The 22,596-nt window shown below is 63.6% G+C and carries 20 protein-coding genes; 8 read left to right on the top strand and 12 right to left on the bottom strand.

Annotated features, from left to right (window positions below; translation table 11 throughout):
- Positions 1 to 2: 2 nt before the first annotated feature.
- Positions 3 to 968 carry a ribosome small subunit-dependent GTPase A gene (gene rsgA, locus VWP12_RS08295; protein ID WP_410473738.1) on the top strand — a complete coding sequence of 322 codons (966 nt, stop codon included), beginning with the start codon at positions 3 to 5 and terminating at the stop codon, positions 966 to 968.
- A 298-nt stretch (positions 969 to 1,266) separates the two neighbouring features.
- Here the strand turns inward: rsgA and VWP12_RS08300 are convergent, their stop codons facing one another.
- A complete protein-coding gene (locus VWP12_RS08300) occupies positions 1,267 to 1,611 on the bottom strand; it encodes a histidine triad nucleotide-binding protein (protein ID WP_410473739.1) in 345 nt (114 codons plus the stop codon).
- A gap of 214 nt (positions 1,612 to 1,825) precedes the next feature.
- Between VWP12_RS08300 and VWP12_RS08305 the strand changes: the two genes are divergently transcribed.
- The 3 genes from VWP12_RS08305 to VWP12_RS08315 all read left to right on the top strand — a co-directional run bounded on the left by VWP12_RS08305 (position 1,826) and on the right by VWP12_RS08315 (position 6,718).
- Positions 1,826 to 2,980 carry an efflux RND transporter periplasmic adaptor subunit gene (locus VWP12_RS08305; RefSeq protein ID WP_410473740.1) on the top strand — a complete coding sequence of 385 codons (1,155 nt, stop codon included), beginning with the start codon at positions 1,826 to 1,828 and terminating at the stop codon, positions 2,978 to 2,980.
- A 71-nt stretch (positions 2,981 to 3,051) separates the two neighbouring features.
- A complete protein-coding gene (locus VWP12_RS08310; RefSeq protein ID WP_125199168.1) occupies positions 3,052 to 6,183 on the top strand; it encodes an efflux RND transporter permease subunit in 3,132 nt (1,043 codons plus the stop codon).
- Between the two features lie 16 nt (positions 6,184 to 6,199).
- Positions 6,200 to 6,718 (top strand): methylated-DNA--[protein]-cysteine S-methyltransferase, encoded by a 519-nt coding sequence (locus VWP12_RS08315; RefSeq protein WP_410473741.1) that lies wholly within the window; start codon positions 6,200 to 6,202, stop codon positions 6,716 to 6,718.
- Between the two features lie 19 nt (positions 6,719 to 6,737).
- Here VWP12_RS08315 and VWP12_RS08320 read toward each other — a convergent pair whose 3' ends face one another.
- The 3 genes from VWP12_RS08320 to VWP12_RS08330 form a co-directional block, all read right to left on the bottom strand.
- The gene (locus tag VWP12_RS08320; protein WP_410473742.1) at positions 6,738 to 8,150 is read right to left on the bottom strand and encodes a replication-associated recombination protein A; all 1,413 of its coding nucleotides are present in this window, start codon (positions 8,148 to 8,150) and stop codon (positions 6,738 to 6,740) included.
- A 54-nt stretch (positions 8,151 to 8,204) separates the two neighbouring features.
- Positions 8,205 to 8,873: an outer membrane lipoprotein chaperone LolA gene (lolA, locus tag VWP12_RS08325; protein ID WP_410473743.1), complete on the bottom strand. Its 669-nt coding sequence runs from the start codon at positions 8,871 to 8,873 to the stop codon at positions 8,205 to 8,207.
- Positions 8,874 to 8,970: 97 nt separating this feature from the next.
- Entirely contained in the window at positions 8,971 to 11,307 is a 2,337-nt protein-coding gene (locus VWP12_RS08330; RefSeq protein WP_410473744.1) for a DNA translocase FtsK, read from the bottom strand.
- A 213-nt stretch (positions 11,308 to 11,520) separates the two neighbouring features.
- Here VWP12_RS08330 and msrB point away from each other — a divergent pair, with 213 nt between their 5' ends.
- The gene (gene msrB, locus VWP12_RS08335) at positions 11,521 to 11,922 is read left to right on the top strand and encodes a peptide-methionine (R)-S-oxide reductase MsrB (RefSeq protein ID WP_410473745.1); all 402 of its coding nucleotides are present in this window, start codon (positions 11,521 to 11,523) and stop codon (positions 11,920 to 11,922) included.
- Here msrB and VWP12_RS08340 read toward each other — a convergent pair.
- The 6 genes from VWP12_RS08340 to VWP12_RS08365 form a co-directional block, all read right to left on the bottom strand.
- Entirely contained in the window at positions 11,915 to 12,475 is a 561-nt protein-coding gene (locus tag VWP12_RS08340) for a ClpXP protease specificity-enhancing factor (RefSeq protein ID WP_410473746.1), read from the bottom strand. The two genes, msrB and VWP12_RS08340, sit on opposite strands and share 8 nt — an antisense overlap.
- Before the next feature lie 161 nt (positions 12,476 to 12,636).
- Positions 12,637 to 13,260, bottom strand: coding sequence for a glutathione S-transferase N-terminal domain-containing protein (locus tag VWP12_RS08345; protein WP_125199192.1), 624 nt, complete (start codon positions 13,258 to 13,260; stop codon positions 12,637 to 12,639).
- A gap of 110 nt (positions 13,261 to 13,370) precedes the next feature.
- Complete coding sequence (locus VWP12_RS08350) at positions 13,371 to 14,120, bottom strand: cytochrome c1 (protein WP_125199174.1); 750 nt, start codon at positions 14,118 to 14,120, stop codon at positions 13,371 to 13,373.
- Positions 14,117 to 15,328: a cytochrome b gene (locus VWP12_RS08355; protein WP_125199175.1), complete on the bottom strand. Its 1,212-nt coding sequence runs from the start codon at positions 15,326 to 15,328 to the stop codon at positions 14,117 to 14,119. Before VWP12_RS08355 ends, VWP12_RS08350 begins: the two co-directional genes overlap by 4 nt.
- On the bottom strand, positions 15,325 to 15,930 hold the full coding sequence (gene petA, locus VWP12_RS08360) for a ubiquinol-cytochrome c reductase iron-sulfur subunit (protein ID WP_125199176.1): 606 nt from the start codon (positions 15,928 to 15,930) through the stop codon (positions 15,325 to 15,327). The genes VWP12_RS08355 and petA overlap by 4 nt, the downstream gene beginning before the upstream one ends.
- A 541-nt stretch (positions 15,931 to 16,471) precedes the next feature.
- Positions 16,472 to 17,230: a Nif3-like dinuclear metal center hexameric protein gene (locus VWP12_RS08365; RefSeq protein ID WP_410473747.1), complete on the bottom strand. Its 759-nt coding sequence runs from the start codon at positions 17,228 to 17,230 to the stop codon at positions 16,472 to 16,474.
- A gap of 125 nt (positions 17,231 to 17,355) precedes the next feature.
- Between VWP12_RS08365 and VWP12_RS08370 the strand changes: the two genes are divergently transcribed.
- Positions 17,356 to 18,633 (top strand): MFS transporter, encoded by a 1,278-nt coding sequence (locus tag VWP12_RS08370; protein ID WP_410473748.1) that lies wholly within the window; start codon positions 17,356 to 17,358, stop codon positions 18,631 to 18,633.
- 4 nt (positions 18,634 to 18,637) lie between these two features.
- Here VWP12_RS08370 and VWP12_RS08375 read toward each other — a convergent pair whose 3' ends face one another.
- On the bottom strand, positions 18,638 to 20,197 hold the full coding sequence (locus VWP12_RS08375; RefSeq protein WP_410473749.1) for a Y-family DNA polymerase: 1,560 nt from the start codon (positions 20,195 to 20,197) through the stop codon (positions 18,638 to 18,640).
- Positions 20,198 to 20,269: 72 nt separating this feature from the next.
- On the opposite strand from VWP12_RS08375, the gene lexA reads away from it, so the two are divergent.
- Entirely contained in the window at positions 20,270 to 20,893 is a 624-nt protein-coding gene (gene lexA / locus VWP12_RS08380) for a transcriptional repressor LexA (RefSeq protein WP_125199180.1), read from the top strand.
- 81 nt (positions 20,894 to 20,974) lie between these two features.
- Entirely contained in the window at positions 20,975 to 21,778 is an 804-nt protein-coding gene (locus VWP12_RS08385; protein ID WP_125199181.1) for a hypothetical protein, read from the top strand.
- Here VWP12_RS08385 and VWP12_RS08390 read toward each other — a convergent pair.
- Positions 21,775 to 22,557, bottom strand: a complete 783-nt coding sequence (locus VWP12_RS08390; protein ID WP_125199182.1) for a M48 family metallopeptidase — start codon at positions 22,555 to 22,557, stop codon at positions 21,775 to 21,777. The genes VWP12_RS08385 and VWP12_RS08390 overlap by 4 nt on opposite strands.
- Positions 22,558 to 22,596: the final 39 nt, after the last annotated feature.

Here is a 22,596-nt window from a genome sequence, read left to right on the forward strand (position 1 = left end):
GCATGACTCGAAAGATTCGCCTGAGCAAACAGCAGCAACGGCATATCGACCGCCGGCGGCGCGTCGATGACCAGGCCGAGACCTCGCTCTCTCCGGGCATCGTGGTGACCCATCACGGCCATGACCTGTTGATCGAGGACAGTGATCACCAGCTTCACCGTGGTCGCGCCCGGCGGACGGTGGGTCGCCTGACCACGGGCGACCGCATCCGCTGGCACTGCGACGAGCAAGGTAACGTGATGATCGAGCAGCGCGAGGACCGCCGGAACCTGCTGATCCGTCCGGACGCCTACGGCAAAAAGAAGATGATGGCCGCCAATATCGACCAGGTGCTGGTCATCACCTCGGTGTTGCCCTGGATGAACCCGGACGTGGTCGAACGCACCCTGGTGGCCGTTTTTGCCCTGCCAGCCACGCCTGTGATCGTGCTCAACAAGGTCGATCTCTTGCCCGGCCTGCCCGCCGGCGAGCGCCGCAGCATCGAGGAAAACATCGCCCTGTGGGAGTCGCTGGGTTTCGAGGTCATTCGTACCTCGGTGAAGTCCGGCGAGGGCATCGAGGCACTTCGCAGCCGGCTCCATGAACAAATCACGCTGATGGTTGGGTTGTCAGGGGTGGGCAAGACGTCCTTGTCGCGGGAGGTCACCCCCAGTGCCGATCAGGCGGCTATCGGCGAAATCTCGACGTTCAACCGCGAAGGCACCCACACCACGCGTGCCAGCACGCTCTACCGGTTTCCGGATGGCGAGGGTGGGCTGATCGACGCCCCCGGTGTGCGGGATTTCCCGGTCGAGGAAGTGCCCTCAGCCGCCCTGGAAGAGGGTTTTCCCGAGATCCACGCCGCGTCGGCCTACTGCCGTTTCAACGACTGTCGTCACATCAACGAACCCGGGTGCGCGGTGCGTGCGGCCGTGGCGGATGGTGACGTTCTCGAGCGCCGCTTGGCCCAATACCAGGCGATGCGCTAGGGAACCGCTGCACGATTCGATGGCGCCTCTGGCTGGCGGGTTTGTTCGCAATCAAGGCGCCGTGCCGAAGGCGGGCTCATTGCCCGGCGAGGGGCGGCAACGCCGAGTACGGCCAAACCCGCGAGCCCCATACGGGCGGGCCGCCAAGGGCCCATTTGCGGCGTTACAGTCCTTGTGAAGGACCCCGCCATTCACGGCGAACTGCGCCTTGCAACTGAGCCCTTGGCGGCCCGCAGAGACGCTATCGAATCGTGCAGCGGTTCCCCAGGTGAACGGTTAAACCCCGGCCGGGTGCAGTTCAGCCCGGTGGCCACTGCATCGCGCGCCCGCCAAGCAGATGCAGGTGCAGGTGGTAGACCTCCTGTCCCCCGTCACGGTTGCAGTTGAACACCGTGCGGTAGCCCGACTCGTCGATACCTTCCTGGGCGGCAAGCTCATGGGCAACAACGAACAGCTCTCCTACCAGCGGCGCATCCTCCGGCGAGATGTCATTCACCGTCGGAATCGACTTTTTCGGGATGATCAGCACATGTACCGGCGCCTGGGGATTGATGTCTCGAAACGCCAGTATGCGGTCGTTCTCGAACACGATATCCGCCGGAATCTCGCGATTGATGATCTTGCTGAAGATGGTCTCGCTCACGATCGAGCCTCCGTACGTGAATTCCCGCCCAGCTTAGCCTAAGTTCAAGGCTCCCCGGCGCGACATCCCGCCGCCGCAGGCGTTCCCTAGATTGCTGGCGAGCGAATTCATTAGTACACTACCTTTTTCCCGCGGCTGCCTTGCTGGCGTCCGCCGGATTGACGTGCTCCTACCCATGGCAGGCCCGACCTGTCGCCGACACGGTACATCACCCATGTCCTCGATCCGCGCCCTTTCCACACTCACCACTCGCCGACTGGTTGCTGCGGTGGTTCCGGCAGCCCTCTTGCTGGCCACCAGCCTACCCGCCAAGGCTCAACAGGGTGACCAACCGCCACCCAAGGTGCCGGTCATCCAGATCGAGCCGAGCAGCGCGTCCGTTTACAAGGAATACACTGGTCAGACCGAGGCAAACCGCTTTGTCGACGTCCGCGCCCAGGTGAACGGTATTCTCGAGTCTCGAGATTACGTCGAGGGGGCTCGTGTCGAGGCGGGGGACGCCCTCTTCCAAATCGACGACCGTCCGTTCCGCGCCGCGGTCAACGAGGCCGAGGCTGACCTGAGCTCGGCGCGGGCAACATTGGCCGCTGCCCAGCGCGACTGGCGCCGGATCAGTTCCCTGTTCGATCGTGGGGTTGCAAGCGAGAAGCAGCGGGATGATGCCCGCTCGGCACTCGAAACCGCCCAGTCCGCCGTCCAGGTGGCCGAGGCACAGCTCGAATCGGCGCAGATTGATCTTGACTACACGTCAGTATCGGCGCCGATCCCGGGCATCACCAGTCGTCGTGCCGTCGATCCCGGCAACCTGATCAGCGTCGGTGACCGACTGGTCAGCATCGAGGAAATCGACCCCATCCAGGTGACGCTCTCCTACCCGGTTGACGATCCGTTCGCCGACACGACCGCCCTCAACCCGTCCCCCGAGCGGACCACGCCCGCCGAGATCGCCGGTATCACCGGGCCCGAGGGTGAAACGATCAGCGGCAATCTCGATTATCGCTCGGCGAGCATCGAACGCGGCACCAACTCGATCGAGTTGCGCGGCGTATTCGACAACCCCGGGGATGTCCTGCGACCGAACCGTTACGTCCGGGTCCGCTTGAAGGTCGACGAGGTCGAGGACGCGGTGATCATCCCGGAAACCGCTATCGGCACTGGTGCAGAGCCCAATAGCACGGTGGTCTACGTCATCGACGACGAGAACAAGGCCGCCCAGCGCCGCGTGGAGCTCGGTCCGATGAGCGACCAGGGACGCATTATCCTGTCCGGTCTTGAGCCGGGCGATCGGTTGGTGATCGACGGACTGCTCAAGGTGCGCCCGGGCGCGCCGGTCGACCCGCAAGACCCGAGTGAAAGCAAGGACGACTGATCGTCACCTGCAGTCCGTCGAACCCTACCCGCCCGTGACGCCCTCGTCGACGAGGGCATCGGAGACCACCGATGTTTTCCAAGTTCTTCATTGACCGCCCGATCTTCTCCACCGTCCTGGCGATCGTGATCATGATCGCCGGCGGGGCTGCGTTCACCGGGCTGCCCGTCGAGCAGTACCCGGAGATCGTGCCTCCCGAGGTCGAGGTGAGTGCCACGTATGCCGGCGCCGACGCCGGCACTCTGGCCGAGTCCGTCGCCGCGCCACTCGAGCAGGCCATCAACGGCGTCGACGACATGCTCTACATGACGTCGGGCAGTTCGGATGCGGGCACGATGAACCTCTCGGTGACCTTCGCCACCGGTACCGACCCCGATCAGGCGACTATCGACGTCAACAACCGTGTCCAGCGCGCCCTGCCCCAGCTACCGCAGGAAGTGCGGGACCAGGGCGTGGTGGTGAACAAGAAGAGCAGCTCGCTGCTGATGGTGATCACGCTGATCTCCGAAAACGAGCAGTTCGACACCAAGTTCCTGAGCAACTACGGCCTGATCAACATCCTCGACTCGCTCAAGCGGGTGCCCGGCATCGGCGATGCTCGCCTGTTCGGTGCGCAGGATTATTCCATCCGGGTCTGGTTCGACCCCGCGAAACTGGCGCACTTCAACCTCACCCAGGACGACATCGCCGAGGCGATCCGTGAACAGAACGCCCAGTTTGCCGCCGGCAAGTTCAACGACTCACCCAACAAGGAAGGCGAGGCGTTCACCTACACCATCACCTCACAGGGGCGTTTTTCCGACGTCGAGGAATTCCAGAACATCATCCTCGCCTCGTCCGAGGACGGCGGGACCCTGCGCCTGAGCGACGTGGCCGAGGTTGAACTCGGGTCGCAGCGCTACGGCTTCAATGCCACCTATAACGGCGCGCCCACCGTCCCGATGGGGATCTATCTCGCCCCGGGCGCGAATGCCCTCGAAACCGTGGCCCAGGTGCGTGAGGAGATGGCAGAACTCTCCGAGCGATTCCCGGGCGACATGGGCTACGAGATTCCGCTGGATACCACCGACTTCGTGCGTATCTCGATCAAGGAAGTGCTCAAGGTATTCGTCGAGGCACTGATCCTGGTCACCCTAGTGATCTTCATCTTCCTGCAGAAACCACGCGCGACCATCGTGCCGCTGATTGCCATACCGGTCGCCCTGATCGGCGCGCTGGCCGGCCTGTTCCTGAGCGGCATGTCCATCAACCTGCTGACCCTGTTCGGCTTTGTGTTGGCAATCGGCATCGTCGTGGACGATGCAATCATCGTCATCGAGAACGTCGAACGCCTGATGCGCGAGGAGGGCCTAAAGGCCCGGGAAGCGTCGATCAAGGCCATGGAGCAAGTGACTGGGCCAATCGTTGCCACCACGCTGGTGTTGCTCGCAGTGTTCGTACCGGTGGCCTTTATCCCGGGGCTTGCCGGTGAGATGTATCGCCAGTTCGCCGTGGCCCTGTCTATCTCGGTGGTCCTCTCCGGCGTGGTCGCCCTGACGCTCACCCCGTCGATGACCGCCCTGCTCCTCAAGAATCACAAGGAGAAGGAGCCGGTGCTGCCGTTCCGGATCTTTAACCGGGGCTTCGATGCCTTCCGCGACGGCTACATGAAGATCGTGCACTTCTTCCTGGTCGCCTGGCCGGTCGGCTTGCTGATCTTCGCCGGCGTCGTGGTGGCTGCCGTGGTGATGTTCCGTAGCACCCCGACCGGTCTCGTCCCCGAAGAGGACCCGGGCTACTTCATCTCTACGTTGAATCTGGACCCGGCGGCGAGCCTCTCTCGCACGGGGGAAGTGCGGGACGAGTACTCGGCGATGATCCGCGAGAACCCTGACGTGCAGATGCAGGTCGCCTTCGCCGGCTTCGATCTTCTCGCCGGCACGCAGCGCCCCTACAAGGGGGTGGCCTTCACGCGGCTCAAGGACTGGTCGGAGCGCCCCGACGACGAGCAAAGCGTCCAAACGACGGTCAAGAAGGCCATGGGCGCGGGAACCCAGATCGAGGAAGGCATGATCATGGCGTTCGTGCCGCCGCCGATCCGTGGCATGTCGACCACAGGTGGCTTCGAGGCCTATCTGCAGCAGCGCGGCTCGGCCGACGTCAAGGCGCTCGCCGAGGCCGCTAACGCCTTGGTCGCCGCCGCCAACAAGCGACCGGAACTGGCAGGGGTACGCACCACTTTCGTAGACAACACCCCGCAGTTCCGCATGGACGTGGACCGGGAGCAGGCCTACGCGCTCGACGTGCCGGTCGCGGCGGTCTTCCGCACCATGCAAGGCACCTTCGGCACTCGTTACATCAACGACTTCACGCTGTTTGGCCGTAATTTCCAGGTCAATATGGCGGCAGATGCCGAGTTCCGCGCCGATCCTCAGGATCTGGAAAACGTCTTCGTACGCAGCGGTGATCAACAACTGGTGCCGATCAGCTCGGTGGTCACCCTGACCCGTACCACCGGGGCGGACGTGATCGATCGCTTCAACATTTTCCCATCCGCCAAGATCATGGGCAGTGCGGCCGAGGGATACTCCTCGGGCCAGGCCTTGATCGCCATGCAGGAAGTCATCGACCAAGCGCTCGGCGGCGGTGATTACACCCTGGGCTGGGTCGGGTCGGCGTTCCAGGAGCTTTCCAGTGGCTCCGCCGGCGCGATCGCCTTCTTGCTGGGTGTGATCATGGTGTTCCTGATCCTCGCCGCGCAGTACGAGCGTTGGTCCCTGCCCTTTGCCGTGATCACCGCCGTGCCGTTCGCCGTGCTCGGCGCGCTGATCGCCATCTGGATGCGTGACTTGAACATCGACATCTACTTCCAGGTCGGCATGTTGGTGTTGATCGCGATGTCGGCGAAGAACGCCATCCTGGTGGTCGAGTTCGCCTCCAAGATGCACACCGAGGAAGGCCTGTCGATCAAGGACGCTGCACTCAAGGCCGCTCGCATCCGTTTCCGGCCCGTGATCATGACCTCGATGGCCTTCATCCTGGGCGTGCTGCCGCTGGCGTTGGCGACCGGCGCGGGCGAGGCGGCACGCAATTCGCTGGGCACGCCGATCGTGGGCGGGATGATCCTGGCGACCTACGTGGCAATCCTGTTCATCCCGATGTTCTTCGAATTGCTGCAAACCGGCAGTGAAAAGCTCTTTCGCCGGAAGAAGGCACCGGCCTGACGACCCCTGATACGTAATGAATGCCGGCAGTTACCAAACGCTGATTCCCCTCGGTCATCCGGATGAACCATACGGTGGCAACCTCTGGGTGCGGCTGACATTCACCGAAGGAGTGCTCACGCGCATGCAGGTGGAAGAAGGCCCGGTCGACGCCCCGAAGCCCAATCGCGCCCTACCATCCGAATACACCGACGTCGGGCGGGAGCTCAGCGGCTGGCCTACACGTATCGACAACCGATTCGACTGGACGACCCACCCAGGCTTTCCCAGGGTAGGAACTGCATTCCAGCGGTCGGTGTGGTCGGCATTGTGCCGAGTGCCATGGGGGCAGTCGATCGGTTACGGCGAACTTGCCCAGCAGGTGGGCCGGCCGGGGGCCGCGCGGGCCGTGGGTCAGGCGGTGGGCGCCAACCCTTGGGCACCACTGATCCCGTGTCACCGCGTGCTAGCGGCGAATCACGGCTTGGGTGGTTACGCGCAGGGCACGCGCATCAAGGCACGATTGCTGGCTATCGAGGGGATTGCCTACCGCTGAGGTCGTGGTCCGGGGCCCTTTAGCCGGATGCGGAGTCGGACGACGCCGGGGCCCGTTTCTCGCTGGCCTGGTCGTCGAGTTCGTCCCAATACCGCATCCGCTCGGCGATGCTGCGTTCCAGGCCGCGTTCGACCGGTGCGTAGAATCGCTCGCCAACCAGTCCGTCGGGCAGGTAGGTCTCACCGGCGGCATAGGCCTCCGGCTCATCGTGGGCATAGCGATACCCTTTTCCCCAGCCCTCGCGTTCCATGAGGGCCGTGGGTGCGTTGCGCAGGTGCATCGGCACGGGGTCGGTGCCACGTTGCTTGACCGTGGCCAGTAACGCCTTGTGCGCGGTGTACACGGCATTGCTCTTGGGGGCGACGGCCAGGTACATGGCAGCCTGGGTGAGCATCAGCTCGCCTTCGGGCACACCGAGACGATCAAAGGCCGTCCAGGCATCCAGCGCCATGGTCAACGCGCGCGGATCGGCATTGCCGATATCCTCGGAGGCAATGCGAACCAGTCGACGGGCCAGGTATGACGGGTCGGCCCCGCCATCGAGCATGCGCAGCAGCCAGTACGCCCCGGCATCCGGATTCGACCCGCGGATCGCCTTGTGCATGGCCGATATCTGATCGTAGAACTCGTCTCCACCCTGGTCGAAACGCCGCGGTGACTGACTCAGGAGCGCCTCGAGCGTCTCTTCGCCCACCTCGCGTGCCGTTCCGTCGCTATTATCTCCGGCGAGTTGCGCGGCCAATTCCAGCAGGGTGAGCAGTCGTCGCGCATCCCCGTCAGCTGCGGCCACCAGTCGATCGGCGATGGCGGGCTCCATCACCAACGGCAGCCCACCCGTCGTTTCCCGCACACCCTCAGGGTGCGTCAACGCCCGGTCAAGCAAGGCATGCATCGCCGCATCGTCCAGTGGCTGCAGGCGGTAGACCCGCAGCCGAGAGAGCAACGCATTGTTCAACGAAAATGAGGGGTTCTCGGTGGTCGCGCCGACCAGGACCAACACGCCCCGCTCCACCGAAGGAAGCAATTGGTCCTGTTGCGACTTGTTGAACCGGTGGATTTCATCGAGAAAGAGGACGGTGAGACGCCCTGAAGACTGACGCCGTTCACGCGCCGCCTGTATGACGGCCCGCAGTTCACGCACCCCCGCCTCGACTGCAGACATGTAGACGATTTCTGCTTGCAGACGCTCGGCGTAGAGACCGGCCAGCGTGGTCTTGCCTACGCCGGGAGGCCCCCAGAGCAGGCAGGAATGGGCCTGGCGCTTTTCCATCGCCATACGCAACGGCGCCGATTCGCCCACCACGCGCACCTGCCCAGCAAATTCATCGACATGACTTGGCCGCAGGCGGTCGGCCAGTGGCCGATAGACCGAGGGGGGCTCGCCCCGAGGCTCCGTTTCCTCGACACCGAACAGATCGTCCTGCGAACTCAACTCGCCCACCTTGCGACCATATCTATGAGCACCACGGTGACGATCACGTCAGCCTCACTGGATGGCCGGTGGCTCGCGGGCCTCGACCACGTCCACGCCCTCGGGGGCCTCGAAACGGAAGGTCGACTCGTCCACCGGTTGGTTGAAACGACGGGACTCAAAGGACACCCGGGTGGTCTGATCGAGCTGGTCGATAAAGCGCATTTCGCGGATGCCCCGCTCGTCGACGCCCAGGAGGACCTCGCGGAAGTCGCCTTGCTCGTCCAGGGGACGCAAAGCGAACCACTTCAAGTCGCCCTCACCTTCGAGGGGGCGAACGCGAAAGACCTCGGTGATCGGCCGTTCACCAGTCAGGATCGCGATGGGTGCGCCATCGGTCGCCGACAAGGGCGAACGGCTGGCCTGTCGCAGATCGGGTTCGTAGACCCAGAGCGTTCCGTCGTTCGCGATGAGTTCCTGCACGTACGGGGTTTCGTATCGCCAGAAGAACCGCCCCGGGCGCTTGAGCACGAACGTACCCGACGATTCACGACGTACTTCGCCCTTGGCGTCACGCCGCTCCTGGGCGAAATCCGCTGACAATGTCTCGATATCGGCCAGCTGTTTGACCAGCGCATCAACATCTTCCGGTGGTGTGGCAAGAGCCAACGGCGAGAACAGTGCGGTGGTCAGAAAAGCCAACGCGGCAAGAAAACCGCTGTTGCGAAAATAATGTCTGTTCATGAATCACCAGGTCGTGGGTGGGACCGATTCGACGCCCGGCGTACGGCCGGGTTCCAACCCGTATATACGAATCGCTTGAAACTGCCCGAATACGGACCTATTTCGGCGGCGGAGGTGCGATCACTTCACGGCTGCCATTGGAGCCCAGTGCACCGACAACGCCATCGGCTTCCATCTGCTCAACCAGCCGCGCCGAACGGTTGTAGCCGATCTTGAGGCGGCGCTGGACGTAGGAAATCGAGGCCTTGCGGGACTCGGTGACGATCGCGACCGCCTGATCGTACAACTCGTCGATCTCCTCGCCATCGGCCCGCACCGGCTTTTCACCGGGCAAGGTCACATTGGCGGCAGTGTCCTCGGAGAGCACTTCGTCAACGTACTCAGGCTCGCCAAGGGTCTTGAGCGCCTCGACCACGCGATGCACCTCTTCGTCCCCGACGAAGGCGCCGTGAACCCGCATCGGCATGCCGCTGCCCGGCGGGAGATAGAGCATGTCACCGTGTCCGAGCAACTGCTCGGCGCCCATCTGGTCAAGAATCGTGCGGGAATCCACCTTGGAGGAAACCTGGAAGGCGATACGGGTGGGGATGTTGGCCTTGATCAGGCCCGTAATCACATCCACCGAGGGCCGCTGGGTGGCGAGGATCAGGTGGATGCCGGCGGCGCGAGCCTTCTGGGCCAGGCGCGCGATCAATTCCTCTACCTTCTTGCCGACGACCATCATCATGTCGGCAAACTCGTCGACCACGATCACGAGATAGGGCATCGGCTCAAGGGTTGGTGGCGGCAAGTCCGGATCGAAGGCCTGGGCGTGATCGTAGAACGGGTCCTTGATCGGCTCGCCCCGGGCAATCGCCTCGCGGATCTTCTCGTTGGCGCCCGCGATGTTTCGCACGCCAAGCTTGGCCATCAGCCGATAGCGGCGTTCCATCTCGCCAACCGCCCAACGCAGGGCATTCGATGCCTCCTTCATGTCGGTGACCACGGGGGCCAGCAGGTGCGGGATGCCCTCGTAGACAGACAATTCCAGCATCTTCGGATCAATCAGGATCAGCCGGACTTCCTCGGCGGTCGCCTTGTAGAGCAGGCTCAGGATCATGGCGTTGACCCCCACCGACTTGCCCGAACCGGTGGTCCCCGCTACCAGCAAGTGCGGCATGCGGCCTAGATCCGCCATGATCGGTTCACCGCCGATGTCCTTGCCCAACGCCACGGTCAGCGCAGAACGCGCCTCCCGGTAGCGGCGGGACTCGAGCAGTTCACGCAGCGCGATGATCTCGCGTGCCGTGTTGGGGATTTCCAGCCCCACGGTCGACTTGCCAGGAATAACCTCGACTACACGGACCGAGATAATCGACAAGGCACGAGCCAGATCCTTGGCAAGGTTCGAGATCTGGCTGACCTTGACTCCCGGGGCCGGTTGAAGCTCAAACCGAGTAATAACCGGTCCAGGGTGAGCGGCTACCACTTCGACGGCCACACCAAACTCGGACAGCCGCGCCTCGATGACCTCCGACATGTGTTGCAGGTCGTTCTTGTCAAAGCCACTGCTCTGCTGGACGGGGCGGTCCAGCAGTTCAAGGATGGGCTTCCCATTAGCCGTACCGAGTTCCGGCTGCGGCCGCGTGCCGGGTTTCTTCTTGGTCGGGACGATCGAGGCCGCGGGCGTGGGTTTCGGCGACGACGCGGCCTTGGCCCGGGGCTTAGGCTTGATTTCCGCCGGCGGCGTTTTCTTGCGACGCTGCTCGACCTCTTCATAACTCGCCCCGATTTCCGGGATCGGCGTGGGTCCCGGCCGACGGGACAGCGGCAACCGAGCCACAATCCAGCCAGAAATTGCCCGCACGCCATTGACAAAGCGCAGCAACGTCGCGCCGATCAAATCGAACAGAGCGAACCAGGAAAGCCCCGTGGTGGCAGAGACGCCAAGCATCATCAGACCGAGCAGGACCAACGTACTACCCAGCGCGCCCAGCAAGCGAACCATGCCCTCGGCAAGCACGAGACCCAGCACCCCGCCGGCTGAAAGACCGGTGGGTGCCGACAAGGGCTCATGGTTGATCGATGCAAGCACGCTCACACAGAGCACCAGGAGCAGAACGCCAAGCCACTGAATGGCAAACGGCAGGTCTGCCCAAGGCTTACCCTGCCGTGCACGGCGGAAGGTACGCCACAACAGCGGCAATAAGGCCGGCACCAACATGTAGGCACCGAAACCGACCAGGTAACGCGCGCCGTCAGCTACCCAGGCGCCCACCAATCCCGCCGCATTGCGCACTTCACCGGAGCCAGTGACACTAAAAGCGGGGTCGTCCGGATGGTAACTGAGCAACGCGAGCAGATAGACGCCCAGCAATAGAGCCACGACCAGTAATGCCAGCTCCAACAGGGCAAGCTGGGGACGGAAGATCGCAGGCTTGGTCATTCCGGGCATCTTGGGCTGCCTATCCTTAATATGCTCAACAGGTTACTCGCGTTTCTTTGAGTGAAGGATCGAGTCGCGATCATAGCAAGCCGACAACATCGGTGCCAAGTGCCTCATCGTCCAAAACTCCCGCCGAATAGCGTTTGACAAGCGATTCGGTCGACTATCATCGTCTGGGCACGATGAACCAACCAAACACCGACAAGCAAACGGAACGCATGCATGAGCAACGAACCTGATCAATGGCGCGAGACCCTTAGCGAAGAACAGTACCGTGTTTGTCGCCTTGGCGGCACGGAAGCACCGTGGTCGGGCGCCCTTAACGACGAAAAGCGCCCGGGGCGCTTCGACTGTGTCTGTTGCGGGCGTCCGCTGTTCGTCAGCGATGCCAAGTTCGATTCGGGCTCCGGCTGGCCCAGCTTCTTCCAACCCGCCAGTTCCGAGGCGCTAATCACCCGGAGTGATACCAGCCACGGCATGATCCGCACCGAAGTCCTCTGCGCCGGCTGCAACGCCCATCTCGGCCACGTATTCGACGATGGCCCGCAGCCAAACGGCCTGCGTTACTGCATAAACAGCGTCTGCCTGAACTTCGTACCAACCGAAGAAAACCCGACTACTTGACTACTCGGAGGCTCGGGCCACCCTTACCGCCACCCGACGGTGGCGGATCATCGTCTGGTCCCCCTCCATCTGAATCAGCATCCGATCCGCCGTCCGAGTCATGGGACGAGGGATCGGCAGCCCCCTTATCCGCTGCCCCGTCCTCTCCACCCGGGACGGCACGCAGCTGAGGACGCCCCTTGCCCTCGGCCCTCGGTGCCGGCGCCCCCTCACGGTCTTCCTCGGACTGAGGGAAGGTCTCTTCCGGTTCGTCCGGGAAGGTCGCCCCCTGCCCAGAGTCACGATCGACAATCGCGCGCACCGCGTGCATGGGGACGAATACCCGCTCGGGTTGACCACCGAAACGCGCCTCGAACGAGATCCCCACGCGATCCATGTGGAAATCACGCACCGCTGAGGGGCTGATATTGAGCTGAATGTGACCGTCTTCAACGAACTGTGTCGGCACCATCACCTCCTCGGCATCGGCATTCACTACCAGGTGAGGCGTGTGTCCCTGATCGAGAATCCAATCATAGAAGGCAGGAACGAGGTAAGGACGCTTCGAGAGCATTAAGAAACCTCTGCACGAATGGAATGGCGATTCGGCGTGGCTCGGTCCGCACTGATGAAAGGCACCCGGTTAAGCAACCGGCGCCACCGCAAACGCCCTGTTCCAAGCTGGAACGTTCGGGCAGTCAGGGCGGCGTGCCAGTCCTTGGGAGGAACCGTCAATCAGCCGCGCATCTCGCGTTCGACTTCGGTGAGGCTTGCCTGGAACGTCGGACGGCTGAACACCCGATCCATATAATCCAGGATCGGTTTGGCGCCGGGGCCGGAGAGCTCGATACCGTACTTCGGCAGGTACCAGAGCAGTGCTGCCAAGGTGACGTCAGCCAGCGAGAATTCCTCGCTCATGAAGAAAGGCATGGCCGAGAAGATCGGGGCGGCCGACAACAGTTCTTCCTTCAGTTGCTTGCGGGCACGAGCGACAGTCTTCTCGCCGCGCTCAAATTCAGGCAGCAAACCGTACCAGTCCTTCTCGATCCGGTAGAGCGCGGTGCGGACCTTGGCGCGGCTCACCGGGTCAACCGGCATCAGCGGCGGGTGCGGGAAGCGCTCGTCGAGGTACTCCATGATGACCCGCGCGTTGGTCAGCACGAGGTCACGATCGGCCAGTACAGGCACCGTGCCTTCCGGCGACAGGTCGTGGAAATCTTCCGGCGGCTCCTGCTCCGACAGGTCGATGATCTCGGCGGTCAGCTCCTTCTCCGCGAGAACAATGCGGGTTCGGTGGCAGTCCGGCGAGTCCGGGCTGGTGAACAAGGTCATGACCGAACGACGATTGACGGTCGCCATTGGCGCCTCCCGTGGTGCAATGGTTAAAACGGCATCATAACAAAAACCCGGCCTCGGGGCCGGGTTCATCGGTGGTTCGAGCGTCTACCTGACCGCTCGTTGGCGCCGATTCAGTGCTTGATGTCGCGCCAATATTCCTTCTTCAGCAAGTACATCACCAGCGTGAAGATAAACAGGAAGGCCAGCACGTACGGCCCGTAATGTGCGCGCAGCAGTGCGGCCGGCTCGGACATGTACACCATGAAGGCCGTCAGGTCGCGCATCTTCTGCTCGAACTCTTCCTCCGAAAGCGCGCCCGGACGCTCCGGCGACTCCAGCCCGACCAGGCGACGCTTGGCGTCCTCGCCCTCGCCTTCGGTCTCGTAAACCGGCTGGAGAAGCCCCTGTTCGGCGGCCAGTACGTGCGGCATGCCGACATCGGGGAATACTGCGTTGTTTACACCCCACGCCGTGTCCGGGTCGGCGTAGAAGGTCGTCAGGTACGTGTAAAGCCAGTCGCCGCCATTCACGCGAGCCGTCAACGTGAGGTCCGGCGGCACGATGCCGAAAGCCTCCTGGGCGTATTCCGCGGGCATGTTGGTTGTGATGACATCACCCGGCTTGGTGAACTCGTCGGGCATCAGTGCGGCCAACTGTTCTTCGGAAAGACCCAAATCGTCGCCAATGCGGCCGAACCGCATCATCTTGGCCCCGTGGCAGCTCGCGCAGCTATCCATGAACGTCTGTGCGCCACGGTACAGGGAGGCCTTGTCGCCAAGGTCGACCTCGGCATCCTCGAGCGGGTAGTTGCTGCTGGCCGCCTTGGCATTCGGCGCAGCCAGCAGGCCGATCAGACAGAGAAAAAACGTAATACGGATCATTGCAGGCGCTCCGGCACGGGCTGGGTACGTTCACGACGGCTGATGAAATACACCGCGACGAAGAAGCCGAAATACACGGCAGACAGCAGCTGGGAAGCCAGGGTGCCGAGCGTGGTCGGCGGCTGGGTGCCCAGATAGCCAAGCCCGATGAACGCGGCGGCGAACGCGAACAGGTTCACCTTGAACGCCGTCGAGCGGTAGCGGATGGACCGGGTTCGGTTGCGATCGATCCACGGCAGCACGAACAGAATTAGGATGGCAACTGTCATCGCGACGACGCCCAGGAACTTGTCCGGCACGGCGCGCAGGATCGCGTAGTGCGGCGCGAAGTACCAGACCGGGGCGATGTGCTCCGGCGTCTTGAGCGGATCGGCCGGCGTAAAGTTCGGATGCTCGAGGAACAGACCACCGCCATCCGGCCAGTAGAACAGCACGGCGGCAAAGATGAACATGAACACGCCCAGGCCGAACAGGTCCTTGACGGTGTAATACGGATGGAACGGGATGCCGTCGACCGGCTTGCCGGTGTCGTCCTTGTTCTCTTTGATGTCCACGCCGTCCGGGTTGTTCGATCCGACCTCGTGCAGGGCCATGATGTGACCACCGATCAGGAAGAGCAGCACTAGCGGCAGCGCGATCACGTGCAGGGCGAAGAACCGGTTCAGGGTGGCGTCGGAGACGACGTAGTCACCACGAATCCACAGCGCAAGATCCGGGCCGATCACCGGGACCGAACTGAACAGGGAAATGATCACCTGCGCGCCCCAGTAGGACATCTGGCCCCATGGCAGCAGGTAGCCCATGAAGGCCTCGGCCATCAGCACCAGCAGGATCAGGACCCCGAAAATCCAGATCAGCTCGCGCGGCTTCTTGTAACTGCCGTACATCATCCCGCGGAAGATATGCAGGTAGACGGCAATGAAGAAGAACGAGGCGCCGGTGGAATGCAGGTAGCGGAGCAGCCAGCCCCACTCGACATCACGCATGATGTACTCGACCGACGCGAAGGCATCGTCGGCCGACGGCTTGTAGCTCATCGTCAGCCAAATGCCGGTGACGATTTGCAGGACGAAGACGACCAGCAGCAGCGAGCCGAAGTAGTACCAGAAGTTGAAGTTGTGGGGGACGTAGTACTTCGCCAGGTGGGCATTCCAGAAATGCGACACCGGCAGGCGGTCATCCACCCATTTTCCCAGGGACTTGATCATGCTACGTCCTCCTCGGAGCCGCCGACGCGGATGATTTCATCGGTGACGTACACGTACTGCGGAACCTCCAGGTTGGTCGGCGCCGGAACACCCTTGTAGACGCGACCGGAGATATCGAACTTCGATCCGTGGCACGGGCAGAAAAAGCCTCCCTGCCAGTCGTCGCCCAGATCAGCCGGGGCGACTTCCGGTCGGTACGTCGGCGCGCAACCGAGGTGCGTGCACAGACCGACAATGACGAGGTAACGCTCGTGTTCCTTGCGCGCCCGGTACGGGTTGGCCGCGAACTCGGGCTGCTGGGTGACCACCTCGGAGTTGGGGTCGCGCAGACGATCGTCCATCTCGGGCAGGGATTCGAGCATGCGCTCGGTGCGATTCACGACATAGACGGGCTTGCCACGCCAGGCGACGGTCGTCATCTGGCCGGGGGAGAGCTTGCCGATGTTCACGTCGACCGGCGCGCCGGCGGCCTCGGCCTTGGCGCTGGGCTGGAAGGAACTCAAGAACGGCACGGCGGCAAAGCCGACGCCCACCGCGCCAACCGCCGTCGCCGCGCCGGTCAGGAACCGGCGCCTTGCCGGGTTGGAGGGAGAATCAGCCATTGTTACGTCGTACTCCTGGATGGTTGTCCGTCAATCGATTACGACCGGAAAGCGATTCCGAGTCGCTCGTGTTGTTGGCGAGCCTTTTCGGCCTCCCTGCACCCGGCGAAAAAACACCCGGAAGGATCCGGGTCGCCGAGGGAAGGTCTGCACGAATCCGATGTCACTCTGGCTTGGCGAGCCGTTCGTGATCAAGGTGCGTCGTCGCGCACGTGCCGGTGGTCACGTCAAGACGGCGCAACGCCGAGCACGGGCGGCTCGCCTAGCCCTGAAAGGCGTGCCTTGGGCCGGGCATCTGCTGCGTTGCCGCCCTTGGAAAGAGATAACTCTTCCGCGGCGGGCGAGCGCCTTGCACCTGCCCGGCCCAAGGCGCGCAGAGCGATATCGGATTCGTACAGACCTTCCCCAAGGCATCACCGATGCAAAGCATCTGCCATTTTTACGGCCGGAGTAGTTTAAGCATCTCGATGCGGCCGTCAAACAAGCGAGGCTAATACCTCGGGATAGACTTTTATTAGCTTGGGAAACCAGTTGGGCCGTTTCAGACCGGGTTCGGGATATCGATAAACTGGTGCTCGATCCCGAATTCCGCGGCGATGCGCTCGCCCAGCAAACGCACACCTCCCGTTTCGGTGGCATGATGCCCGGCGGCGAAATAGGTCACACCGGATTCCCGTGCCATGTGCGTGGTGCGTTCGGAGATCTCGCCGGAGATGAAGGCATCCAGGCCGAGCTCGATGGCCTCGCCCAGCATGTCCTGCGCCCCACCGGTACACAGACCGATACGCTGAATCGGGCGATTGGTCGGCCCGACGACCAGCGGTTCGCGACTCAAGCGATCGGTAATGCGGGCAGCAAGCTCGCCCCCCGTCGCCGGCTGTTCAAGGCGTCCGGCGACTGCGAGCTGCTGATGGCCGAAACGCTCGGTCACGTTCACACCCAGGCGATCGGCCAGCCAGGCGTTGTTGCCGATATCGACATGACCGTCCAGTGGCAGGTGGTACCCGATCAGGTTGATCTCATGGGCCAACAGGGTCGCGATGCGCCGGCGCTTCATTCCGGTGATGACCTCCGGTTCGTTCTTCCAGAAGTAACCGTGGTGTACGAGCACCGCATCCGCCTTGGCGTCGACGGCGGCATCGAGCAAATCCTGGCAGGCGGTGACACCGGTAACTAGCCGACGAATCTCGCGCCGTCCCTCGACCTGCAGGCCATTCGGTGCGTAGTCGCGGTAGGTTTCGGGCTCGAGCAGCTCCTCGCAATAGGCGAGCAGCTCGCGGATATCGACCGTCTCGGACATGGGCGCTCCTCCTGTCGTGACCATGGTGCCGGGCGAAACCCTAGCATGTTCCGCGACGCAATGGCTTGGCGCCCCCTCAGCCGCATGTTCCAATGCCGGAATACCCCCCAAGGAGCTTTTCGGCCATGCCCAGCCGCCCCACAGCATCCCTGCTGTCGCGCCGTTTTCTACCGTACTTCTTCACCCAGGCACTGGGGGCCTTCAACGACAACGCGTTTCGCTTCTCGGTGATGTTTCTGATCACCTACGAGATCGGCACCGCTCAAGACGGCAATATCGACGTGCTGATGAACCTGGCGGCGGGACTGTTCATCCTGCCGGGGTTGCTGTTCTCGCCGATGGCGGGTCACTGGGCCGATCGCCTCGATCAGGCGCGTCTGGCCCGGGCGCTCAAGTGGACCGAACTGGGCCTGATGATAATTGCCGCACTGGCATTCTGGTGGCAGAGCATCGTCCTGTTGATGACCCTGGTGTTCCTGATGGGCGCGCAATCCGCCTGGTTCGGCCCGCTCAAATACGCGATCGTGCCTCGCCACCTGCCGGCGGGCATGCTGATGCGCGCCAACGGCTGGGTCACGGCGAGCACCTTCACCGCCATTCTGCTGGGTACGCTGACCGGTGGACTGCTGGCCGCCACCGGTGAGCGCGCCACCCTGATCGCGAGCCTGCTGGTGATCGGTGTAGCGGTAGCGGGCCTGATTGCCGCACGCTATATTCCCCCTGCCCCGCCCCCGGGACGGCTGCCGGATCACGCCGGACCACTGAAAAGCTGGGCCACGACCTGGCGGCTCCTGCAGACCCAGGCAACCAGCCTGCGCCAGTCGATGTGGCTGATCAGCTGGTTCTGGTTCGTGGGCGCGGGGTATCTCACCCAGTTTCCCCGCTTTGCCGAGGACGTGCTCGAATTGCCGGCCGACGGTGCGACCGGGCTGCTCGCGCTGTTTGCCCTGAGCATCGGAATCGGCGGTCTGTTGGTGGGGTATCTTGGTGGCCGACGCCCACCGCGGGCGCTGGCGCCCTTCGCCGCGCTGGGCGTCGGCTTGGTCGCGATCGACTGGTATTTCGTCGCATCGGCGCCCTCTCCGTCGCTATGGCGAGTCGGGGTGGACATCGCGGTGACCGGTATGTTGGCGGGCATGCTGGTCGTCCCGCTGTACAGCCATCTGCAAAGGGCCTCGCGGCCCTCGCAACGCGCCCGCCTGATTGCGGCACTCAACGTGCAGAACGCATTGGCGATGGTAGTCAGCAGCCTGCTGGCGATTTTCCTGTTCGCGGCGCTTGGCATCGACCTGCCGACCTTCTTCCTGCTCTTCGGTGGAAGTGGGTTGCTGGTGGCCGCTTCGGTCTGGTGGCGCTGGAAGGGGCTGCTCCCGGTTCGAGGCGGAAACCCCGGACATCGGTAACCCATCAATCATCCAGGCCGATCACCTGCCAATCGCCTCCGGCGCTTTCCCGGCGCAGGCAAACCGCGCGACCGCCAACCAGTTCACCGGCACAGTAGTCGGCCGATTCCTCGGCCGTCGCCCACCAACCGGTCTCGACCCGCTCGATTTCCCCGTGCTGATGCACGAGTGCATCAGGGCGTCGTGGCTTATCGAGCCACCATAACGGCCGGAATGCCCCGGGTGATAGCCCGGGTAACAGCGATTCACCCGCCGGCTCGGTCGGCCTGGGGCGTGAGGACTTGTCTTGGTGCGGTGACATGGGGTGAAGACGGGAACGACGCATGGGAATCAGATCGGGCGCATCCTGCACCCGGCTGACGGCCTGTCGGCCCAGCCGGGCCTGCAGGCGCTGAAAGAGGGCTCGCTCATCACGCCCACGCTCGTCGGCATCGGCAAAAAGGCTGCCCTGCCCCGGTCGGGGGGTGACAAAGTGCTCGGCCTCCACCCGCAGACGGGTCACCGGCGCCAATCCCCCGGCCGACTCCAGGCGCAGGCGCAATTGCTCTTGCCATAGGGGCTCGTCCCGGCCGGGCTCGGCGGTTGCCACCTCCAACCGGGTCGACGGCCTGTCCTCGTGGGTGAGCCACACCACGAAATCCGCCACCGCGAGTTGCCGACGATGCAGGAAGTCGCTCAGTCCCACCAGCGGCCCACGGGCCAGTAGCAACAGGCGATCGACCTGGCTGGCCGGATCCCACAGGCTTACCTCCCGGGCATAGCGGGCCGGTGGCACCAGATCGGCCAACGGCCAGTCCCGTTCAGCGAACAAACGGTCCAGATCGGCCAACAGTAATGGATCGGTGCGCATTCCCAGGCCGTCACGCGGCAGGCGGCGCACCTCGCCCAGTCGCCGCAGCCCCAGTTCAGCAAAGCGATCAATCCAGCTGCTCGGCCAATCGGCAAGCGCCAGAGGCAGTTGGCTAACGGCCGCCAGTTGCTCTCGGGCGTGGCAAAGCCTCGGGGCCTCGTCATCCACCGCTGCGGCCAACGCCCAGGCAACGCGCGGATGCGGGGCCCCCGCGGCCTGCACCACCAGGTGCCACGATTTCAATGCCTCGAGCAGCCGGGAAACCAATGTCTCGAGCCCGCCGAATAGAGCTGCGCTCCCACCGATCTCCAGCAGCAGACCCGCACTGCTCTCTCCGCCGGGTTGCACCGGTGGCGGGCGGCTGACGCGCGAGGTGTATGTCAGTGCCCATTCGCCCCATTCGGCCAGCCACTCTTCCACGGCCCGGTGGTCGGTGGTCAAGCATCGTAGCGGGACAATGTCCGTCGAGGCATGCGCCCGGTGACGGGAGCGTGCTCCAGCCAGGCTCTGGCCGATCTCGATACCCAATCCGGCTGCCGCGTGGTTGATCGCCATCACCCGGCTGCCGCGCCCGCTGCCATCCAGGAGCACCGCGGGCGGACGGTCATGACGCTCTTCTTCGGGGCAACGACATTCGAACCAGGCCTCCGGGAAGCGCAGCGCCAGCCAGTAGGGTTCGTGTCGTAGCGACCGGGATGTGGACTCGATGGGCATAACGGACTCCGGGCACGAATACTGTTATTTTTTACAGTATACTTCGCTCATGCTTCCGCCAAGACCATCACCATGACCGAATCGACTACATCGCGCCCCCTTACGTCCCGCCAGGCCGAAATCCTTGCGTTCATCCGCGACACCATCCATGAGACCGGCATGCCGCCGACTCGGGCGGAGATAAACGCCGCCCTCGGTTTCCGCTCGCCCAATGCCGCGGAAAGCCATCTCAAGGCGCTGGCGAAAAAAGGGGCCATCGAGCTGATGGGAGGACGCTCCAGGGGCATTCGCCTGCCGGACGACTCCCACCGCGACGAGTTGGCCGTGATCGGCCGGATCGCTGCGGGCAGTCCGATCCTGGCGGCCGAACACGTCGAATCCCAGGTGCCGGTCAACCCGTCCCTGTTTCGCCCTCGTGCCGATTACCTGCTGCGCGTACGCGGCATGAGCATGCGCGATGCGGGGATCATGGATGGCGACCTGCTCGCGGTGCATCGCACCGAGGAAGTCAGCAACGGCCAGATCGTGGTGGCCCGCCTGGCCGACGAGGTCACCGTCAAGCGCTATCGACGTCGCGGGGCGAAGGTCTGGTTGATCCCGGAGAACACCGAGATGACACCGATCGAGGTCGACCTGCGACGCGAGGAATTGATCGTCGAGGGCCGTGTGGTCGGCGTGTTGCGGACATTCGACTGACGCGCACCTAGTGTCTCGACAACATCGAGGCGCCAGGAGGCACGACCACTCGTACACTCGTACCAGGAGGATCGTCACATCATGGCAGCACACGCCATCGGGGGGCACGACGTCACCGAGCTGCTGGCTCGGCATGACATCTGGCGTGGCCGGCAGACCCGCCCGCCCGAGTCGAGCGCCGCGCCCTGCCCCAGCGGCTGGTCGGCACTCGATGAATTGCTTGGCGGTGGCTGGCCAAGCGAGGGGTTGATAGAGCTTTATGCCGGTCGGGCCAACAGCGGGATCTGGCGGCGCCCTTGTGAGCGACTCGACACGACACCCCTGAAATCGCATCAGGACTGGTTCCAGTCGTCACTGGGCCATGGCACCACGGCCCTGCTGATGCCTTGGCTGCATCGACAAACCCGAACGGGGCGCGTGGCGCTGATCAACCCCCCGGCGCTCCCCTGTGCCGAGCGTTGGCAACGGGAGGGGGTGCAACTCGACAACCTGCTCGTCATCCAGCCGCGGAATCTGCGTGAACTGGGTTGGGCGACCGAGGAAGTCCTCCAGTCCGGCGTCTATCCGCTGATCGTCGCCTGGCTCCCCCCGCTGAGTTTCGCCCTGCGCCGACGGCTCAAGCTAGCCGCCGAAACGGGCGGCGGATGCCTGGTCACGCCCTACCCGCTCGGCGCCGAAATGGCATCAGGAACCGCCATGACCGCCCCCTCAAGCCCTGCCTGGGCACAACTGGCCGTGCATCGGCGTGCTCAAGGTTTGAGTGTGCGACGACTCAAACCGTTTCACCCCCGCGAGGTGCATCTCGAACTGGATGCCGGGAACGTCGAATCGACGCCTCCCGGCACAACAGGCGCCACCCCCTTGAAACTGGTCGGCTCGCGCTAGCGCCCGGTCGCCTGTCGATACTCGGGCATCACGCGCGGTATGGCACGTTCAAGCGCCTGGATGCGATTGCCGCTGTCCGGGTGGGTGCTCAGCCACTCAGGGCCGCCACCACCGCCATTCGCCTGCATCTTGCGCCACAGGCTCACGGCCGCACGCGGGTCGTAACCGGCCCTCGCAGCCAGCAGCAGCCCTACCTCATCGGCCTCGAGTTCCATTCGTCGACTGAACGGCAGGTCGATGGCCACGGTGGCAACCTGTTGCGCCATCGCCGCCGTCTGACTATCCAGACCACCCAGGGCCGAGGCCACCGACAACCCCATCTGCTGGGTCATCGCCATCGACATCTTCTCGCGAGTGTGCCCCGACAAGGCGTGGGCAATCTCATGGGCGATCACCTGCGCCAACTCATCATCGGTGGGGCGAAGCTTGTTGAGCATGCCGGTGTTGATGCCTACCTTGCCGCCGGCCATCGCAAACGCGTTGATGCTGTCATCACGAAACACGAGGCTTTGCCACTGCCATGCCGCCGCCTGCGGGTAGACACGAATCGCCTGCGGCACGATGCGCTGCGTGATGCGTTGCACCCGCTGACTGGCCGGGTCGGACGCCGACAACGTCGGCTTCTTCCTCGCCATCTGGGAATACGCCTGGTAGGCCATCTGATTGGCCTGATCCTCGGGCATGATCATCAGCTGGCTGCGTCCCGTGACCGGATGCGTCGCGCAACCGGCAATCACGAGCGACAGGCCCAGCAGGGAAACGGCAAATGGCAAACGCATAGCAACTACCCTCTTCAAACCGGCTGGCCGGAACAAAAA

It is taken from the genome of Guyparkeria sp. TX1, assembly GCF_046523965.1.
GTDB lineage: Bacteria > Pseudomonadota > Gammaproteobacteria > Halothiobacillales > Halothiobacillaceae > Guyparkeria.

Bases quoted from the DNA above. Each gene is read 5' to 3' on its own strand.
- rsgA (WP_410473738.1), top strand. From the start codon at position 3: ATGACTCGAAAGATTCGCCTGAGCAAACAGCAGCAACGGCATATCGAC.
- VWP12_RS08305 (WP_410473740.1), top strand. From the start codon at position 1,826: ATGTCCTCGATCCGCGCCCTTTCCACACTCACCACTCGCCGACTGGTT.
- VWP12_RS08310 (WP_125199168.1), top strand. From the start codon at position 3,052: ATGTTTTCCAAGTTCTTCATTGACCGCCCGATCTTCTCCACCGTCCTG.
- VWP12_RS08315 (WP_410473741.1), top strand. From the start codon at position 6,200: ATGAATGCCGGCAGTTACCAAACGCTGATTCCCCTCGGTCATCCGGAT.
- lolA (WP_410473743.1), bottom strand. From the start codon at position 8,873: ATGAACAGACATTATTTTCGCAACAGCGGTTTTCTTGCCGCGTTGGCT.
- VWP12_RS08330 (WP_410473744.1), bottom strand. From the start codon at position 11,307: ATGCCCGGAATGACCAAGCCTGCGATCTTCCGTCCCCAGCTTGCCCTG.
- msrB (WP_410473745.1), top strand. From the start codon at position 11,521: ATGAGCAACGAACCTGATCAATGGCGCGAGACCCTTAGCGAAGAACAG.
- VWP12_RS08340 (WP_410473746.1), bottom strand. From the start codon at position 12,475: ATGCTCTCGAAGCGTCCTTACCTCGTTCCTGCCTTCTATGATTGGATT.
- VWP12_RS08345 (WP_125199192.1), bottom strand. From the start codon at position 13,260: ATGGCGACCGTCAATCGTCGTTCGGTCATGACCTTGTTCACCAGCCCG.
- VWP12_RS08350 (WP_125199174.1), bottom strand. From the start codon at position 14,120: ATGATCCGTATTACGTTTTTTCTCTGTCTGATCGGCCTGCTGGCTGCG.
- VWP12_RS08355 (WP_125199175.1), bottom strand. From the start codon at position 15,328: ATGATCAAGTCCCTGGGAAAATGGGTGGATGACCGCCTGCCGGTGTCG.
- petA (WP_125199176.1), bottom strand. From the start codon at position 15,930: ATGGCTGATTCTCCCTCCAACCCGGCAAGGCGCCGGTTCCTGACCGGC.
- VWP12_RS08365 (WP_410473747.1), bottom strand. From the start codon at position 17,230: ATGTCCGAGACGGTCGATATCCGCGAGCTGCTCGCCTATTGCGAGGAG.
- VWP12_RS08370 (WP_410473748.1), top strand. From the start codon at position 17,356: ATGCCCAGCCGCCCCACAGCATCCCTGCTGTCGCGCCGTTTTCTACCG.
- VWP12_RS08375 (WP_410473749.1), bottom strand. From the start codon at position 20,197: ATGCCCATCGAGTCCACATCCCGGTCGCTACGACACGAACCCTACTGG.
- lexA (WP_125199180.1), top strand. From the start codon at position 20,270: ATGACCGAATCGACTACATCGCGCCCCCTTACGTCCCGCCAGGCCGAA.
- VWP12_RS08385 (WP_125199181.1), top strand. From the start codon at position 20,975: ATGGCAGCACACGCCATCGGGGGGCACGACGTCACCGAGCTGCTGGCT.
- VWP12_RS08390 (WP_125199182.1), bottom strand. From the start codon at position 22,557: ATGCGTTTGCCATTTGCCGTTTCCCTGCTGGGCCTGTCGCTCGTGATT.